Source organism: Serratia sp. PAMC26656 (assembly GCF_016469055.2).
Lineage (GTDB): Bacteria > Pseudomonadota > Gammaproteobacteria > Enterobacterales > Enterobacteriaceae > Serratia > Serratia plymuthica.
Map to the genome: position 1 here is coordinate 1057802 of NZ_CP150486.1, position 16058 is coordinate 1073859.

17 protein-coding genes are annotated in these 16058 nt (G+C 58.2%); 13 read left to right on the forward strand and 4 right to left on the reverse strand.

Translation table 11 applies throughout. The features are described 5' to 3' along the window. Positions 1 to 293: 293 nt before the first annotated feature. Both JEM67_RS05555 and JEM67_RS05560 read left to right on the forward strand, forming a co-directional pair. The gene (locus tag JEM67_RS05555) at positions 294 to 578 is read left to right on the forward strand and encodes a DUF1471 domain-containing protein (protein ID WP_013811688.1); all 285 of its coding nucleotides are present in this window, start codon (positions 294 to 296) and stop codon (positions 576 to 578) included. A 246-nt stretch (positions 579 to 824) separates the two neighbouring features. Beyond that, complete coding sequence (locus JEM67_RS05560; protein ID WP_199636603.1) at positions 825 to 1382, forward strand: class I SAM-dependent methyltransferase; 558 nt, start codon at positions 825 to 827, stop codon at positions 1380 to 1382. Here JEM67_RS05560 and JEM67_RS05565 read toward each other — a convergent pair whose 3' ends face one another. Next, positions 1383 to 1844 (reverse strand): GNAT family N-acetyltransferase, encoded by a 462-nt coding sequence (locus JEM67_RS05565; protein ID WP_013811690.1) that lies wholly within the window; start codon positions 1842 to 1844, stop codon positions 1383 to 1385. A gap of 212 nt (positions 1845 to 2056) precedes the next feature. Between JEM67_RS05565 and JEM67_RS05570 the strand changes: the two genes are divergently transcribed. The 5 genes from JEM67_RS05570 (at position 2057) to JEM67_RS05590 (ending at position 6321) form a co-directional block, all read left to right on the forward strand. After that, positions 2057 to 3172 carry an ABC transporter substrate-binding protein gene (locus JEM67_RS05570; RefSeq protein ID WP_199636602.1) on the forward strand — a complete coding sequence of 372 codons (1116 nt, stop codon included), beginning with the start codon at positions 2057 to 2059 and terminating at the stop codon, positions 3170 to 3172. A gap of 94 nt (positions 3173 to 3266) precedes the next feature. After that, a complete protein-coding gene (locus tag JEM67_RS05575; RefSeq protein ID WP_199636601.1) occupies positions 3267 to 3785 on the forward strand; it encodes a GNAT family N-acetyltransferase in 519 nt (172 codons plus the stop codon). A gap of 117 nt (positions 3786 to 3902) precedes the next feature. Next, the gene (gene aroL, locus JEM67_RS05580) at positions 3903 to 4427 is read left to right on the forward strand and encodes a shikimate kinase AroL (RefSeq protein WP_004949177.1); all 525 of its coding nucleotides are present in this window, start codon (positions 3903 to 3905) and stop codon (positions 4425 to 4427) included. 178 nt (positions 4428 to 4605) lie between these two features. Then, the gene (locus JEM67_RS05585; RefSeq protein WP_199636600.1) at positions 4606 to 5652 is read left to right on the forward strand and encodes an aldo/keto reductase; all 1047 of its coding nucleotides are present in this window, start codon (positions 4606 to 4608) and stop codon (positions 5650 to 5652) included. A gap of 81 nt (positions 5653 to 5733) precedes the next feature. Then, positions 5734 to 6321: a TetR/AcrR family transcriptional regulator gene (locus tag JEM67_RS05590; RefSeq protein ID WP_199636599.1), complete on the forward strand. Its 588-nt coding sequence runs from the start codon at positions 5734 to 5736 to the stop codon at positions 6319 to 6321. On the opposite strand, the gene JEM67_RS05595 is transcribed toward JEM67_RS05590, so the two are convergent. Continuing rightward, a complete protein-coding gene (locus JEM67_RS05595; RefSeq protein WP_199636598.1) occupies positions 6278 to 7039 on the reverse strand; it encodes a helix-turn-helix domain-containing protein in 762 nt (253 codons plus the stop codon). The genes JEM67_RS05590 and JEM67_RS05595 overlap by 44 nt on opposite strands. Positions 7040 to 7137: 98 nt before the next feature. Between JEM67_RS05595 and JEM67_RS05600 the strand changes: the two genes are divergently transcribed. The 3 genes from JEM67_RS05600 (at position 7138) to ppnP (ending at position 8395) form a co-directional block, all read left to right on the forward strand. After that, positions 7138 to 7542 carry a nuclear transport factor 2 family protein gene (locus JEM67_RS05600; RefSeq protein WP_199636597.1) on the forward strand — a complete coding sequence of 135 codons (405 nt, stop codon included), beginning with the start codon at positions 7138 to 7140 and terminating at the stop codon, positions 7540 to 7542. A gap of 47 nt (positions 7543 to 7589) precedes the next feature. Beyond that, the gene (locus tag JEM67_RS05605; protein WP_013811697.1) at positions 7590 to 7790 is read left to right on the forward strand and encodes a YaiA family protein; all 201 of its coding nucleotides are present in this window, start codon (positions 7590 to 7592) and stop codon (positions 7788 to 7790) included. A gap of 317 nt (positions 7791 to 8107) precedes the next feature. Then, positions 8108 to 8395 (forward strand): pyrimidine/purine nucleoside phosphorylase, encoded by a 288-nt coding sequence (gene ppnP / locus JEM67_RS05610; protein WP_004949189.1) that lies wholly within the window; start codon positions 8108 to 8110, stop codon positions 8393 to 8395. A gap of 266 nt (positions 8396 to 8661) precedes the next feature. On the opposite strand, the gene rdgC is transcribed toward ppnP, so the two are convergent. Together rdgC and JEM67_RS05620 are read right to left on the reverse strand one after the other, a co-directional pair. Then, positions 8662 to 9573 (reverse strand): recombination-associated protein RdgC, encoded by a 912-nt coding sequence (gene rdgC / locus JEM67_RS05615; RefSeq protein WP_013811698.1) that lies wholly within the window; start codon positions 9571 to 9573, stop codon positions 8662 to 8664. An 88-nt stretch (positions 9574 to 9661) separates the two neighbouring features. Further along, the gene (locus JEM67_RS05620) at positions 9662 to 12274 is read right to left on the reverse strand and encodes an ATP-binding protein (RefSeq protein WP_199636596.1); all 2613 of its coding nucleotides are present in this window, start codon (positions 12272 to 12274) and stop codon (positions 9662 to 9664) included. A gap of 141 nt (positions 12275 to 12415) precedes the next feature. Here JEM67_RS05620 and JEM67_RS05625 point away from each other — a divergent pair, with 141 nt between their 5' ends. The 3 genes from JEM67_RS05625 (at position 12416) to JEM67_RS05635 (ending at position 16003) form a co-directional block, all read left to right on the forward strand. Beyond that, the gene (locus tag JEM67_RS05625; RefSeq protein ID WP_013811700.1) at positions 12416 to 13936 is read left to right on the forward strand and encodes a sugar ABC transporter ATP-binding protein; all 1521 of its coding nucleotides are present in this window, start codon (positions 12416 to 12418) and stop codon (positions 13934 to 13936) included. A gap of 28 nt (positions 13937 to 13964) precedes the next feature. Next, positions 13965 to 14954 carry an ABC transporter permease subunit gene (locus tag JEM67_RS05630; protein ID WP_199636595.1) on the forward strand — a complete coding sequence of 330 codons (990 nt, stop codon included), beginning with the start codon at positions 13965 to 13967 and terminating at the stop codon, positions 14952 to 14954. A 104-nt stretch (positions 14955 to 15058) separates the two neighbouring features. Further along, positions 15059 to 16003 carry an ABC transporter substrate-binding protein gene (locus JEM67_RS05635; protein ID WP_013811702.1) on the forward strand — a complete coding sequence of 315 codons (945 nt, stop codon included), beginning with the start codon at positions 15059 to 15061 and terminating at the stop codon, positions 16001 to 16003. The last annotated feature ends 55 nt before the right edge of the window (positions 16004 to 16058 follow it).

The following is a 16058-nucleotide window of genomic DNA, read 5'->3' on the forward strand; positions in this document are numbered from 1 at the left end:
GATAACCTTCAGAAAACAGCGTAGCTCAGGGGGTAACCGAGGGCGGAAATTTCTTAAAAATGAAGGTTTTTATATTACGGGGAGCATCGGGCTTTTAATTGCCGTCGGGCAGGGGTAAAGTTTTCTCTGCAACCGCAGAATTATCTTATCAAGACATCGATGTACGCACTTCCTCCTTATTTACCTCACAATGATTGATGTTCTTTACATTGAATGACGTCGCTTTGCACAGCCAGGCGGATAATTAACTCCACTGATAGAGAAAATAAACAAAAAAACATCTGGAGCTAATCATGAAACTATTACCTGGCATCGCAGCAGTCCTGATCGCAAGCGCTACTTTTTCTTCTTTCGCCGCGCCACTGTCAACGGTAAAACAAATTGACAGCGAGCAGGCAAGCAACATGCAGAGCATCGGCGTGGTGTCGGTTTCCGGCATCAGCGGTTCACCGGGCGATGCGGTTCATGCGCTGAAAGAAAAAGCTGCGGCGGATGGCGCAAGCCATTACCGTATTATTGCCCTGGACACCCCAGGAGATTCCAGCAACTGGCGCGGTAATGCAGAAATCTACCGTTAAAAATGGGCTGAAAATAATTCCCTGGCCGCCATCAGGTGGCCGATAAAATAAACGGTTGCGGAAGATAATCTGACCGGTAATGCTGTTGTTTGATTGCCCTAAGATTATTACCGCAACCGTTTCGCGTTTTTGGCGCTCGCCGGTCGCATTTTATTACAACTGTTTCGATGGCTTTCGGATTCATGTTAATGAATACTTAAGAAATTGAGGGCAGATTGGTGGCTACTCAACCCAACGGAGGCCCCAATGTTAAATGCGACACGGCTGCAACTGAAGAACCACTTTTCCTATCTCCAGCAGTTTATGGCTTCACCGCGCACCATTGGCACCCTGGCGCCTTCTTCCCCCTGGCTGTGTCAGGCAATGTTGAATCAGATCGAATGGACAAGCGCCTTGTCGATTGCCGAGCTGGGGGCCGCGGATGGGGTGCTCACCAAACGCATACTGGGGCGCATGCGCGCCGATGCCTCGCTCGAAGCGTTTGAGATCCAGCCTAATTTTGTGCATCAGCTGCGCAAGATTGACGATCGCCGCCTGCACGTTATGGACCGTTCCGCAGAAGAGATGGCCCGCGACTATGACGTGGTGTTCTCCTGCCTGCCGTTGTTGTCTATTCCGGTTAAAGTCAGCATCCGTATTCTGCAGCAAGCCCAGCAGCGGTTGCGGGCACGTGGCGGCACCCTGGTCCTGTTCCAGTACAGTCACCTGTCGGAAAAGCTGCTGTCTCGCTACTTTCATTGGAAGCGGGTGCGGGTGGTGCGTAACTTCCCGCCGGCATTGGTGTATATCTGCACGCCGCGCTAGCTAGAGTTTTTTCTCCATCACCACCACTTCGCCATCATATTGCTGCCGACGCTCGATCGTGTGCCAGCCCCAGCCCGCATACAAAGCCTCTGATTTGTCGGTGATCAGGTGCAAGACGGGGTGGTTACGTTGGCGAGCCAACTGCACGATAGCGGCTTCCAGACGCTGCGCAATCCCCTGGCGCCGGTGATCAGGATGAACAAAAACCCCCGCCAGCCAGGGAGACAGATCCCTTCGCTGATGATCGTCGCTCGGCCACAGGCTGGCCATGCCCAGCGGGCGTTCGCCGTCGAGTATCAACAGGGTGACATAGTCTTCACTCGGTTGGGTGCACAGGGCAAAACGCTGGCGTGTGCGCTCCAGCGAGCCGCCGCGCTGAGACCCCCATTGGCCAAAGGCCCATGCGGCGCAAACATCGCTGTACTGCGGGCATTCCGTTAGCGAAACAATACATTGGCTCATCTGTGCTCCTCTGGTTTTTCCCATCTCGCCATTTTTATCGATTTATCGGCCGATTTTCACTGTAGAAAATCACATTTACGGCGGTTTTGCATTTATCAGCGCCGAAACACTGTGATTCAGCGGATTTGTCCTGTCCTGTGCGCGTTATCAATTGAAACTGTTAATGAGAGTAATTATCATGCACCCATCTTTTAGCTGCCCCCGGCCTACTTATGCGCAATCCTTTCATTTTACTGCTGCTTTCCCTGTTGTTCGGCGTTTTTAGCGTTCAGGCGAAAATGGTCACCGACATTACCGGCCGACAGGTCGACGTGCCGGATAACCCGCAGCGCATCGTGGTGGGCGAAAGTCGCATGCTGTATACCCTGGCGCTGCTGGAGCCGGGCAATCCTGCTCAGCGCGTCGTCGGCTGGCCGGAAGACATGGCGCGTTATGATGCGCAAAGCTGGCAGCTCTATACGCAAAAATTCCCGCAGATCAAAGCGATCCCTTCCATCAGCAAGGGTAATTTCCGCCAGGTTAACGTTGAAAACCTGATCCAACTGAAGCCGGATCTGGTGATCCTCGCCCGTTACGCGCGCGAAGAGGGCGACAGCGATTTTCTGCTAACGGCGCTGAACAAGGCCGGTATTGCGGTTATCTACGTCGATTTACGGGTTGATCTGCTGAACAATACCGTGCCGAGCGTGCGTCTGCTGGGCGAAGTGCTCAATCGCCAGCAGCGGGCGGAGCAGTTCATCAGTTTCTATCAGCAGCATATGACGGTGATTCAGCAGCGGCTGGCCGGCTACCAAGGGCCAAAACCCAAGGTGATGCTGCATCTGCACCTCGGGCGGCGCGAAACCTGCTGTACCACCGCTGCGCACGGCAATCTTGGCGATCTGGTGGCCTTTGCCGGCGGTGACAATATCGCCAACGCCAGCATCAAGGGCGTCTTCGGCGAGTTAAATCCGGAAACCATCCTGACCGCCAACCCTGATATCTACATCGCTACCGGCATGGCCGGGCCGGAGGGCAAGCGTTTTTCCGATCTGCGCCTTGGGCCGCGGGTTACTCAGCAGGAGGCTGATGAAAGCTTCCGCATGATCATGCAAAAACAGCCGATGCTCGCCAACCTGAAAGCGATCAAGAGCCGCCAGGCCTGGAGCATTTGGCACAATTTCTATCTCAGCCCGTATCACGTCGTGGCGGTCGAGATGCTTGCCAAAGCTTTTTATCCGGATTTGTTTGCAGACATCAATCCGCAGCAGACCTTTAAGCAGCTATACCAGCAATTTTTGCCGTTACCTTTTTCAGGCACCTACTGGAGCCAACTGAATAACGAATAACGCCAGACGTGGCTGCCGGGGGCACAGCCCCTGGCGGCTTGCGTTCAATACCGACGTTGAGTTACATAGCCGCCCGGTCGTTAAGGAGAACCCGATGAGCCCGCTTGTTCGTTTAGCGCAACTGCAGGATATTCCCCAACTGATCGCCATTGAACGCTCGGCGGCGCAGCTGTTTCTTCAGCAACCGGCGTGGCGTTTTCTTGCCGAAGGCCCGGTGATGAGCCGTCAGCAGCATGCTGATTTTATTCAGCAACAGCAGGAGTGGTTGGCTGAAAGCACCCTGGGTGAGGTGGCCGGGTTTATCGCCGTATTGCCGCAACGGCAGGATTGGCACATCGCGGAGTTGTCGGTGGCCGCCGACTGGCAGCGGCGCGGTATCGGCCGACGTTTGATCGCCGAGGTTGCCATGCTGGCAAAATCGCAGGGGGCGCAGCGCCTGACGCTGACCACCTTTATCGACGTGCCCTGGAATGCGCCTTACTACCAGCGGTTAGGATTCCAGCCGGTCGCTGTCGAACGACTCAGCTTGCCGCTGCGGCAACGGCTTGCTGAAGAGGCGGCGCAGGGATTTGTTGCCGGTAGCCGCTGTGCAATGGAATTTACACTATCGTAAATATTGAAATACAGGCTGATGGCGGTATGATGCAAGCAATCACGCCATCGCACGATCTGCGCGCCGATCTTCAGGCGTACAAATGCAATCAAGTCACCGTATAAGGGACAACCCGTAATGACACAAACCATTTTCATGGTAGGCGCTCGCGGAGCCGGTAAAACCACGGTGGGCAGCGCACTGGCGCAGACAATGGGCTATCACTTCACCGATACCGATCTGTTTATGCAGCAGACCACGCAAATGAGCGTGGCGGAAATGGTCGCGCATGAAGGCTGGCTGGGCTTTCGCCGCCGTGAAAGCATTGCGCTGCAAACCGTGACGCAACCGTCAACTGTAGTTGCCACCGGTGGTGGCATGATCCTGGCGGAAGAGAATCGTCGCTTCATGCGCCAGCACGGCACCGTGATTTACCTGCGTTCGCCTGCGGACGTGTTGGCGCAGCGGCTGGAAGAGTATCCGCAGGACGCGCAGCGCCCAACGCTCACCGGCCGCCCAATTGCCGAAGAGATGCTTGAAGTGCTGGCGGCGCGCGAAGCGCTGTATCAGGAGGCCGCGCATTTCGTCATGGATGGTACCGGTAGCCCGCAGCAGGTGGTCGAGCAAATCCTCTCGGCGCTGCAGCGCGAAACGGTAAAATAATCCACCGCGACTTTTCCTTTGGGCACAGTGCGTTGTGCCCAATACTCTGTTTTTCTCCCCTGATTTTTCCGGTCTGACGACAAATCGCGCTTGCCTTTATAAATGACAAGTGACATATATAAATAAATGATAACCATCATTTATGATATTTAACACAAGCTTATTGCGAGGCATCTGTATGAAATACACCACCTTTGGTCGCAACACCGGCCTGCGCGTTGCCGAACTGGCTCTGGGCACCGGCAACTTTGGCACGGGCTGGGGCTACGGTTCGGAAAAAGAAGAGGCCAAGCAGGTATTCGATCGCTACGTCGACGCCGGCGGCAACTTCATCGACACGGCTGACGCCTATCAGTTTGGTCAGTCGGAACAGCTGGTGGGGGAATTTATCGCCGCCGAGCGCGATCGCTTCGTCGTCGCCACCAAGTACACGCTGGGCGCTGCGCCGGAGGCAAGTGTTGCGCACACCGGCAACAGCCGTAAAAACATGATCGCCTCGGTGGAAGCCAGCCTGAAACGCCTGAAAACCGATCGTATCGACCTGCTGTGGGCGCATTTCTCCGACAATCTGACCCCGCTTGAGGAGATCGTACGCGCCTTTGACGATCTGACTCGCGCCGGCAAGATCCAGTATGCCGGGCTGTCCAACTTCCCGGCCTGGCGCATTGCCCGGGCGGATACCCTGGCCGAGTTACGCGGCTGGGCGCGCATTGCCGGCATTCAGGTGGAATACAGCCTGGTGGAACGTACCGCCGAGCGCGAACTGCTGCCGATGGCCGAAGCGTTGGGGATGGCCGCTACGCTGTGGTCGCCGCTGGGCGGCGGTCTGTTGACCGGGAAATATCGCCACAGCAACGCCGGGCGGCTGGCCGAGCTGGGGCGCCTGGTGCATCGCGAGAAAGATACCGCGCTGCTGGATGAAGTGCTGGCCATAGCGCAGGAGCACGGTGTTCAACCGACTCACGTCGCCATCGCCTGGCTGCGCAACCGGGCGGCGAACTCCAGCACCAGCCTGATCCCCATTCTGGGGCCGCGCACGTTAGCGCAACTGGACGATACGTTGTCGGCGCTCAGTCTGACGCTGAGCGAAGAGCAAGTGGCGCGTCTTGATCGGGTAAGCGCTATCGAGCCCGGCACGCCTCACCGGCAGATTGCCGACACGCTGGCGCGAGCGCAGGGTGGTGACAGCGACCGTTTTGCTGCACCGCGCCCCCCGCGTGCCTGAGTCTTTTGATGAAAGGCATCATCATTGAGTGCGGTCAGCGGATGGCCTAAGATGATGCCGGATTGATAAGGAGAAAACACCATGGCGCGGGTATCAAAGCAACAAATGGAACGCAATCGCGAGGCGATTGAGCAGGTGTCTTCACAACTGTTTCGTGAACGTGGCCTGAACGGCGTCAGCGTTAACGATCTGATGGCGGCAGTGGGGCTGACCCACGGCGGTTTCTATGGCCATTTTGCCTCCAAGGATGAGCTGGCGGCGGTAGCCAGCCGCAGAGCGGCGGCGGAGTCGGGCCATCGTTGGGAGGCGTTGAGCAGCCAGCCCGGCAAACACACTTTGCAAACCCTGGTTGACAGCTATCTGGATGTGAAACACCGTGACTGTCCCGCCGAGGGCTGCGTGGTCACCGCGCTGGCCACCGACGTGGCGCGGGAAGGGGCCGATAAACCCGTACACCAGGCCTACCTGAGCGGCGCAAAATCGATGCTGGCGCGGCTGGAGTCGCTGTCGCCCTTGGAAGATGAACAGCAGCGGCACCAGCAGGCTTTGGCGCAGATGGCGATGCTGGTGGGGGCACTGACGCTGGCGCGGGCGACTCGCGACGACGCGTTGTCGGAACAGTTCCTCAACGCGGCGCGTCAGGCTCTGTTACCGGCGGACGTTGAGTAAAATACCGCCCCGGCGTGGTGCCGAAACGCTCGCGGAAGGCGGCGATATAGGCACTGACATTGTCGTAACCGCAGTCACCGGCAATCTGGCCGACGGGTTCCCCCCGTGACAGCGGTTCCAGCGAGCGGAGCACCCTGGCTTGCTGGCGCCAACGTGAAAAAGTCACGCCCGTTTCGCCGATAAAACGGCGGCTCAGGGTACGGACGCTTAACCCGGCCCAGTCGGCCCATTCACGCTGAGTGCGCTCGCCGGCAGGTTCGTTCAGCAGTGCGCGGGCTATTTTCAGCAGCCGCGTATCTTGCGGCAGCGGCAGTTGCAGCGGGGGGCTTTCCTGAGCGTGCATTTCATCCAGCAATACCTGCAACATCCGCTGTTGCGATGCACTCAGTGGCTGCCCGGCAAACTGCGCGATACGCTCGACCAGCGCCTGAATCAGCGGTGAGGCGGCGCTCAGCCGGGGATGCTCCGGCAGCGCCGCACCGCGTTGTTCCCCCAGATACAGGATCCAGCCCGCCACGTTACCGCAGGCCAACGCCTGGTGTGCGCAGTGTGGCGGCAACCAGCCGATACTGCCTGCGGTCATTGCCCATTGTCTCCCTGCGGTTTCCAGTGCCATCATGCCGTGCGTTAACAGATAGATCTGCCCGTCGGCATGGTGGTGCCAGGGCGTGAGGTGTTTTTTCTCATGCAAAAGCCGTTCGCTGCGCAGAATCATCATATTGGCCGATTACCGGTATAAAAAGTCCAGGTACGGTTATTATGCCACCGCCTGCCTTCGCTATGATCCCCGCGTCATTCCATTTTTGGAGATCCTCTATGAACGAAAATCCCTCAATAGCCGTGGTGCTCGACGCCTTGCAGCGGGTGGTTGCCTGCTCGCAACACCAACCGACGCTGATAGCTGAACTGTTCAGCGAAGATTACCGCCAGCAGGTGGACGGCAAAGTACTCGATTATGCGCAATTTATGCAGCATATGGCGCTGTTGAAGCAGCTCACCCGCAGCATGGCGCTGGAAATTATCGCCGTCGCCGGACAGGGGGAGGCGGTACTGACGCATCATCAGGTACGGGTGGAAAAGCGCGACGGTGGCCGCAGCCTGGTCAAAGTACTGGCACATTTCACCGTACGTGGCGGCAAGATCTGTGCCTGCGATGAGCTGACGCAGCTGCTGGAAGGCGAACATGGCGATCGCGATCTGGGATCGCGCGTGTCGGCATAAACTCGGCTGCTATACTTAACCCTGTGTGATTCACACGGGAGAACAGCATGCGCGAAAATAACCGACCAGGCTATCCGAGAACCGCTCGGGTGGTCGAAGTTGACCGGGGCGACCCCAGCTTGCATATGCATCGTTTTGAGGTGCGCACCGACGACATTGAGCCGAATACGCTGCTCAGTGAGCATTCGACCGAGCAGGAAGCGCTCGACGCCAAGCATCGCTACGAGGATCCGGCGCTGGAAGATTAACCTGTACCCTACAGAAGCCGGCGCGATGCCGGTTTCTTTTTTTGCCTTTTGCTTAAGGCCACTTCGTGCGCATTGATCTTGCCGGTCGCTGAGTTAATTATCTGATTCGAATGCGAATAAAATGCCATGACGCTGACTGTCCGGTGGTGGTATGGCGCTGTTTTTGTTGCGGGTTCAGAACGGCAGGCTGACGACCGATCGCCGGGCAGAATTTTACTCTGCGCCCCGATCGCATTTCGCGTGAAAAACCAGTGACAGATCAAGCGCAATCCCCCAATATGGATTTCTCATAAAGTTGATTATGCGGGTGCCAGTCTATGTTGAAAGTGAACGAGTATTTTGCCGGAAAAGTGAAGTCTATCGGTTTCGATAGTAGCAGCATCGGCCTTGCCAGCGTTGGTGTGATGGAAGAGGGTGAGTACACCTTCAGCACCGCCCAGCCGGAAGAGATGACCGTGATTACCGGCGCGTTGAAAGTGTTGCTGCCGGGCTCGCCGGACTGGCAGGTGTTTATGCCGGGTGAGAAGTTTTTCGTACCGGCTCACAGTGAGTTCAACCTGCAGGTGGCTGATGCAACCGCCTATCTGTGCCGTTATTTAAGTTAGTAATCCATACCCTTCTTACTTGAAGCTGCAGCGTTGTTGGCTGCGTGCGCTCACCCCAGTCACTTACTTGAGTAAGCTCCTGGGGATAAATGAGCCTCGTCCTGAGGCTCACCCTTTGGGCAGCGCAAGCGCTGTTCAAATCGGTTCCCGACCGATTTGTCCCGCACTTGCCGCCTAGCTGCAACTCCAATTAATTTGGGTATGCTGTTTGTTTTGCAAAAGCGGCGTATGTAGAGCAAGGCGCAGTAATTTGCGCCTTTGTGTGTTTAACGCTGGGCTTCGCCGCCCAGGGCTTCGATGGTGTTCTTGATTAACGCCGCCAGTTCGCTGGTCATCAGGATAAAATCGGCGTCAAAACGCAGGGCGAAGTCCTCACGATCGATATCGTCATTCTGCTCACGCAGCGTGTCGGCAAACTTCAGGCGCTTGAGCGAACCGTCGTCCGCCAGCACCAGTTGAATGCGTTCCTGCCAGTCCACCGCCAGTTTGGTCACCAGCTTGCCGGCTTCGATATGCACCGCAATTTCGTCGCTGATCAGGTTCTGCTTCTTGCAGCGGATCACGCCACCGTCTTCCAGAATCGCCTTCAGTTCCGCTTCGTCCTGAATGATAAAACCGGCCGGCAACTCACCGGAGCGCACCCACTCGGTCAGTGTCAGCTCGATCGGGCTTTCCATGGTCAGCGGCACCACCGGCAGCGAACCCAGGCTTTTACGCAGCAGCGCCAGGGTATCTTCCGCGCGTTTGGCGCTGGCGGCGTCAACCATGATCAGGTCATTGACGGTGTCGATCCACATAAAGGTCTGGTTGAAACGGCTGAAGGCACGCGGCAGCAGGCTGTGCAGCACCTCATCTTTCAGCGCGTCTTTCTCGGTTTTTTTCAGTTTGCGGTGCTGTTCGCCTTCCAGGCGTTCAATCTTGGCCTGCAACTCTTGCTTGATGACCGGCGAAGGCAGGATTTTTTCTTCCTTGCGCGCGCAGATGACGATCTGGCCGTTAACCGCGTGCGTCAAGGCGTCGCTGTGGGAACCCATTGGGGAGACCCAGCCGGTTTTCGCCATGTCCTGGCTGCCGCAAGGGGTGAAAGCAAAAGCGCTGAGCTGTTTTTCCATTTCATCCGCGTTTAGCGCAACTTCGCGGCTCAAACGGTAAACCATCAAATTCTTAAACCACAGCATAATGTTGTCCCTGGCTGGGCGTGCAGTCGGCACGCTTGTTCATCAAAAGCAGGGCGGCATGATAACGAATCAGAGGCGAAAAATCGCCTCATTCCCTCTGAATTGCGTCGCCGGCCGCGTTTCTTCTCCGCGCTCGTTGCAGCGCCAGCGCCAGTTGCCGCTGGCTGAAAGGCTTGCGCAGCAGCTCAGGCTCAGTCAGATCTCCCTGAGAGTGGCGGCGCATGTCCTGGCCGCTGATCAGCAGAGCGCAGAGGTGGGGATTGATCTCCCGTGCCTGCTCAATCACCTGCGCGCCGTTCAGTTCGCCCGGTAGCATCAGATCGCTTATCAGCAGCGAGATATCCGGCGTCTGGCGCAGCAGCGCCAGCGCTTCCTGGCTGTCTGCGCTGTCCAGCGTCAGGTAGCCGAGCTGGTGCAGGTGTTCGCACAGCGTGTGGCGCACGTCGTTCTCATCTTCCAGTACCAGCACCAGATTGTCGGTGCCGTCACTGTCGTCGAGCGGCAGCAGCGGCGTTTCCGTTACCGCCTGCATGGGCGCACGGGGCAACTGCAGGCGCACCAGCGTGCCTTTGCCCGGCGCGGTTTCAATCTGTACACGCCCGCCGGATTGGCGGACAAAACCGTAAACCATCGACAGGCCCAGCCCGCTGCCGCTACCGACCGCCTTGGTGGTGAAGAAGGGCTCGAACACCTGCGCCTTGACCTCCTCCGACATCCCGCAGCCGGTGTCGATCACTTCCAGTGCCACCATGTCCTGTTTTTTGCCGCTGCTGCGCACCACCCGCTGGTTATAAATGCGGATCTTCACCACCCCGCTGCGGCCTTCCATCGCATCTCGCGCGTTGACCACCAGGTTGATCAGCGCGTTTTCCAACTGATTGGCATCGATCCACGCCGGCCAGCCGGGCTGTTGCGCCTCAATGGTTAGTGACAGCGTGGCGGGCAGCGAATGGCGCAGCAGTTCCTGCAGGTTTTCCACCAGCGTGCGCAGCGCGATGGCCTGCGGGTGCAGCGCCTGTTTGCGTGAGAACGCCAGCAGGCGCTGAGTGAGTTGCGCGCCGCGTTCGGCAGCTTTCAGCGCTCGTGCGATGCGTTGTGCGGTTTGCGCGTCCTGCGTTTGCCCGGTAGTCAGTTCCAGGCTGCCGATAATCACCGCCAGCAGGTTGTTAAAATCGTGCGCCAGGCCGCCGGTAAGTTGGCCGACCGCCTTCATTTTCTGGCTGTGCAGCAGCGCCTCTTCCAGCGCCTTGCGCTCGGTGCGTTCGAGCACCACGTTCACCACCCCGCGGTTGGGCACCGGGCTGAAACGCAGTTCGACGGTGCGGCCGTCATCCAGACGCAGTTCCTGCGGCTGCGGCAGTTCGCTGGACAGATTGGCCAGCACCGCCTCCCAGCGCTGGCCCCGTGGCGGCGTTACGTGCTGCAGTAACTCGCGGTAGTGCTGACCGCGGTGCAACTGGTGTTCGTCCAGTCCCAGCAGCAGCGGGTATTGCGGGTTCCACACCACCAGTTGTCCGTCGTTATCAAACAGTGCAAAGCCGTCGCGCATCGCCAGAAAGGTAGTTTCCAACTGGGTGCTTTTTTCTTTCAACAGGCGAGAGGTTTGTTCCAGCGAGGCGGTATTGCGGGCAAACACGTTGAAAGCCCGCGCCAGTTCGCCCAGTTCATCGCGACGTTGCAGCGCCGGCACGCTGACGTCGCGTTCACCACGCGCCAGCCGCGTCATGGCGTTGGCGATCGCCGTCAAGTTAGAACCGAGGTTGCGGTAGATATACAGCCCGGCGAAGCCGGTAATCACCAACGCCAGCAGAGCGAACAGGCCGATAAATACGCTGATGGAGCTGAGCTCACGGTGCGTCTGGTGGGTGCGCAGCTCCGACTCGTTCGCCACCTTTTGCACGTACAGGTTGATGTCGTCGTTGAGCATCGCGACTAACGCTTTGATGTGATAGGTATAATAGGCGAGTGCCAGGTCGCTTTGTTCCAGCTCCAGCGTTTCGGGCAACAGGCGTTGTTCGCTGGCGCGAAACTGCCGCATTTTCTCGTCCACCAACGCATCCGGGCTGTGCTGCGGCCAGTAGACCATTACGCTGTCGAGTTGCTGTGCGGCCGCCTTGGGCGTTGGGGTCTGAATGGCGATTGCCAGCAGCCGGTCGATCTGGCCGAGCAGCGGCTGCGAAGGCTGGTCCAGATTATCGCGTTGGCTCAGGCTGGAGATATGCCGCAGCGTGCTCTGCGTCTGGTACAGCCCGCTGAGCAGGATGTTGCGTTGCAGGTGCCGTGCGTGACCGAGTTCCAGCATGCGGGTGACGCTGGTTTCCAGGGCGTTGCTGCGGCTGATGATACGCTTGACCAGCGCCGGCTCGCTGTGGGCCAGCGGGGCGTCCGCCAATCGGTTGAGGGACGCCTGCAGCGCCAACTGGGTCTGTTTCAACCGGGCGGATTCGCTCTGGTACTCCAGCGCGCCAACCACCTGCGAAAGCCGGATGGCGGCGGTGGCGACGTTCGACGTATCCCGGCTCAGCGCCATGCTGCCGTTCATCTCTTTCAGCGTTTGCGCCTGCACCTGTTCCTGCAGCTTGCCCGCATGCTTAAAGCCGACGATCGCCACGCCGCTGACCATCAGCGTCACCGCCACCACCAGCAGGTTGAACATCAGCAGGCGCCCACGCGCACCGGCAAGGAAAGGCAGTCTGCGCATCGTATCTCCCGTAACTGACTGTTCGCAGTATAAATCCCCGTTCCATTAACAATATGACAAACATGAACGGGCGCTGACATTTTGCATTTATTTATGTGTGGTTAACTGCATGTAATCCGAACCGCAGCCTGAGGTATGACGATGAGCGTGACCCCGATTTTGGAAATGCACAACATCGCCAAGAGTTTTGGTCAGTTTTATGCGCTGAAAGGCGTCGACCTGACGGTATATCGCGGTGAGATCCACGCGCTGATGGGTGAAAACGGCGCGGGTAAAAGCACGTTAATGAAAATATTGGCCGGCGCGTATATCGCCAGCAGCGGGGAAATTTTTATCGATGGGCAGCCGTTCGCCATCAAAGGGCCAAAAGACGCCCTGGCGGCAGGTATCACGCTGATTTACCAGGAAATGAATCTGGCACCGAATCTGACGGTGGCGGAGAACATTTTTCTGGGCAGCGAGATCCAGCGCGGTGGTCTGGTGAAACGCCAGCAGATGTTGCTGGAAGCGCAGAAGGTGATCGACAGGCTGGGCGCGCAGTTCAGCGCTGGCGATCGGGTCATGAAATTAACCATCGCCGAGCAGCAGCAGGTGGAAATCGCCCGCGCGTTGCATCGCAACAGCCGCATTCTGGTGATGGACGAGCCTACGGCGGCGCTCTCTTCGCGTGAAACGCATCGGCTGTTCGAGCTGATCAAGCGCCTGCGCGATGAGGGTATGGCGATCATTTACATCAGCCACCGCATGGCGGAAGTGTACGAACTGTCGGATCGCGTCAGCGTGCTGCGTGACGGCCAGTACGTCGGTAGCCTGACGCGCGACAAGCTGTCCGCCAGCGAGCTGGTGCGCATGATGGTGGGCCGCCCGCTGAGCGATCTGTTCAATAAGGAACAGGGGATTGCGGTGGGCGAACCGCGCCTGACGTTGCACGGGCTGACCGACGGCAAAAAAGTGAAGCCGATTAGCCTGCAGGTGCGCGCCGGCGAGATTGTCGGCCTTTCCGGGTTGGTGGGCGCCGGGCGCTCTGAACTGGCGCAGCTGATTTTCGGTGTGCGCAAGGCGAGCGGCGGCACGGTGGAGATTGACGGCAAAACGGCCAATATCCATTCACCGCGCGACGCTATCGCTCTGGGCATCGGTTTTCTCACCGAAAACCGCAAGGAGCAGGGTCTGTTTCTCGATCTGGCGGCGCATGAAAATATCGTTATGGCAACGCTGGAGCGCGATGGCCGCTACGGTCTGCTGAATCGCCGCAAGGCGCAGATCATTTCCAGCGACGCTATCGGCTTGCTGAATATCCGTGTGCCGCATGCTCAGGTCCGCGCCGGTGGCTTGTCCGGCGGCAACCAGCAAAAGCTGCTGATTTCACGTTGGGTAGCGATCGGCCCGCGCATTTTGATCCTCGATGAACCCACGCGCGGCGTCGATGTCGGCGCCAAGAGCGAAATTTACCGCATCATGAGCCAGATGGCGCAGCAGGGAGTGGCGATCCTGATGATCTCCAGCGAACTGCCTGAGGTGGTCGGCATGAGCGATCGGGTTTACGTCATGCACGAAGGCAGTATCGCCGGTGAACTGAGCGGCAGCGACATTACTCAGGAAAACATCATGACGCTGGCTACCGGCGTCGAAACCGCCGTGGAAATCGCCGACCATGAATAATTCAATCCGTACGCTCAAGGAGCCTGCCATGACTTCGAATCCGCTGCCGCCTGGCGCAAAAAATCCCACGCTGAAACGGGCGTTCTTGGGCGATATGATGCAAACCGTCGGCATCCTGCCGATCCTGATCCTGATCGTCGCGGTTTTCGGCTTTGTCGCGCCGAATTTCTTTACCGATGCCAACCTGCTGAATATCGCCCGTCAGGCGTCGATTAACATCGTGCTGGCCGCGGGCATGACCTTCATCATTCTTACCGGCGGCATCGATCTCTCGGTCGGTTCGATGCTGGGCACCACGGCGGTGGTGGCGATGGCGGTTTCCCTGATGCCTGGCCTGGCCGGGCTGTCGATCCCGCTGGCGCTGCTGGCCGGGTTGGGGATGGGGCTGTTCAATGGATTTCTGGTGGCTTACGCCGGTTTGCCGCCGTTTATCGTTACGCTGGGTACCTACACTGCCCTGCGCGGCGCGGCTTATCTGCTGGCAGACGGCACCACCATCATCAACTCGAATATCAGTTTTGAATGGATCGGCAATTCTTATCTGGGGCCGATTCCCTGGCTGGTGATTATCGCCTTTGCGGTGATCGCGCTGTGCTGGTTCATCCTGCGTCGCACCACGCTCGGGGTTCATATCTACGCGGTGGGCGGCAATATACAGGCCGCACGTCTGACCGGCATCAAGGTGGGCGCGGTGCTGCTGTTCGTCTACGGCATGAGTGGCCTGCTGTCCGGGCTGGGCGGGGTGATGAGCGCCTCCCGACTCTACAGCGCCAACGGCAACCTGGGTATGGGTTATGAGCTGGATGCCATCGCCGCGGTGATCCTCGGCGGTACCAGCTTCGTCGGCGGCATCGGCACCATTACCGGCACGCTGGTGGGGGCGCTGATTATCGCGACCCTGAACAACGGCATGACGCTGATGGGGGTTTCTTATTTCTGGCAATTGGTGATCAAAGGGGCGGTGATCATCATCGCGGTGCTGATTGATAAATACCGCACCCGCAATTATCAACACTGATTTTCCTGTCGAAATCCACAGGGGAAGGCAGAGTGAGGCAGGCAGGTTTGTTGAGGCCCAACAGGGCAGGTTTTTCGTATATCAAAAATTATGAGGAAAACACTATGCGTTTCAAGCCATTGATTACCGCTTTGTTGGTTACCGCCGCGCTCGGCAGCGCCTCTGTGGTCCAGGCGAAAGAATTGAAATCTATCGGGGTGACGGTGGGCGATCTGGCCAACCCGTTCTTTGTGCAGATCACCAAGGGCGCGGAGTTGAAAGCGCGTGAGCTGGCCGGTGACAAGGTGAATGTGACACTGGTGTCGAGCGGTTACGATCTTGGCCAGCAGGTGGCGCAGATCGACAACTTTATCGCCGCCAAGGTCGATATGATCATCCTCAACGCTGCCGATTCCAAAGGCATCGGCCCGGCGGTCAAACGCGCCAAGGACGCCGGCATCGTGGTGGTGGCGGTAGACGTGGCGGCCGAAGGCGCCGACGCCACCATCACTTCGGATAACACCCAGGCGGGTGCGATGGCCTGTAAATACATCAGCGATCGCCTGAAAGAGAAAGGCAACGTGGTGATCATCAACGGGCCGCCGGTTTCTGCGGTGCAAAACCGGGTGGAAGGCTGCATGACCGAGCTGAAGAAACACCCGGATATCAAGCTGCTGTCCTATAACCAGAACGCCAAGGGCAGCCGCGAAGGCGGTCTGGAGATCATGACCTCGTTGCTGGCGGCCAATCCGAAGATCGACGGCGTATTCGCGATTAACGATCCGACGGCGATCGGCGCCGATCTGGCGGCCAAGCAGGCGCAGCGCAGCGAGTTCTTTATCGTCGGCGTAGACGGTTCGCCGGACGGTGAAGAGGCACTCAAACGCGGTGGAAAATCGCTGTTTGTGGCGACGCCGGCGCAGGATCCGCAGGTGATGGCGGCCAAGGCGGTCGAGATCGGTTACGACATTCTGCAGGGCAAACCCGCGCCAACCGGCCCGGTGCTGATCCCGGTGACCATGATCGATAAGAATAATATCGGCAGCTACAAAGGCTGGACGGTGAAATAACCTCTGCCGACAGGGGCCGGCTCAGTCTGGCCCTTATTGATAACCACGCCCGGAG

What these genes read in the sequence shown, in the direction of transcription:
- JEM67_RS05625 (WP_013811700.1), top strand. Translation starts at nt 12,416, where the DNA reads ATGAGCGTGACCCCGATTTTGGAAATGCACAACATCGCCAAGAGTTTT.
- JEM67_RS05585 (WP_199636600.1), top strand. Translation starts at nt 4,606, where the DNA reads ATGAAATACACCACCTTTGGTCGCAACACCGGCCTGCGCGTTGCCGAA.
- JEM67_RS05560 (WP_199636603.1), top strand. Translation starts at nt 825, where the DNA reads ATGTTAAATGCGACACGGCTGCAACTGAAGAACCACTTTTCCTATCTC.
- JEM67_RS05590 (WP_199636599.1), top strand. Translation starts at nt 5,734, where the DNA reads ATGGCGCGGGTATCAAAGCAACAAATGGAACGCAATCGCGAGGCGATT.
- rdgC (WP_013811698.1), bottom strand. Translation starts at nt 9,573, where the DNA reads ATGCTGTGGTTTAAGAATTTGATGGTTTACCGTTTGAGCCGCGAAGTT.
- JEM67_RS05575 (WP_199636601.1), top strand. Translation starts at nt 3,267, where the DNA reads ATGAGCCCGCTTGTTCGTTTAGCGCAACTGCAGGATATTCCCCAACTG.
- JEM67_RS05600 (WP_199636597.1), top strand. Translation starts at nt 7,138, where the DNA reads ATGAACGAAAATCCCTCAATAGCCGTGGTGCTCGACGCCTTGCAGCGG.
- JEM67_RS05570 (WP_199636602.1), top strand. Translation starts at nt 2,057, where the DNA reads ATGCGCAATCCTTTCATTTTACTGCTGCTTTCCCTGTTGTTCGGCGTT.
- JEM67_RS05565 (WP_013811690.1), bottom strand. Translation starts at nt 1,844, where the DNA reads ATGAGCCAATGTATTGTTTCGCTAACGGAATGCCCGCAGTACAGCGAT.
- JEM67_RS05630 (WP_199636595.1), top strand. Translation starts at nt 13,965, where the DNA reads ATGACTTCGAATCCGCTGCCGCCTGGCGCAAAAAATCCCACGCTGAAA.
- JEM67_RS05555 (WP_013811688.1), top strand. Translation starts at nt 294, where the DNA reads ATGAAACTATTACCTGGCATCGCAGCAGTCCTGATCGCAAGCGCTACT.
- JEM67_RS05620 (WP_199636596.1), bottom strand. Translation starts at nt 12,274, where the DNA reads ATGCGCAGACTGCCTTTCCTTGCCGGTGCGCGTGGGCGCCTGCTGATG.
- JEM67_RS05635 (WP_013811702.1), top strand. Translation starts at nt 15,059, where the DNA reads ATGCGTTTCAAGCCATTGATTACCGCTTTGTTGGTTACCGCCGCGCTC.
- ppnP (WP_004949189.1), top strand. Translation starts at nt 8,108, where the DNA reads ATGTTGAAAGTGAACGAGTATTTTGCCGGAAAAGTGAAGTCTATCGGT.
- JEM67_RS05605 (WP_013811697.1), top strand. Translation starts at nt 7,590, where the DNA reads ATGCGCGAAAATAACCGACCAGGCTATCCGAGAACCGCTCGGGTGGTC.
- aroL (WP_004949177.1), top strand. Translation starts at nt 3,903, where the DNA reads ATGACACAAACCATTTTCATGGTAGGCGCTCGCGGAGCCGGTAAAACC.
- JEM67_RS05595 (WP_199636598.1), bottom strand. Translation starts at nt 7,039, where the DNA reads ATGATGATTCTGCGCAGCGAACGGCTTTTGCATGAGAAAAAACACCTC.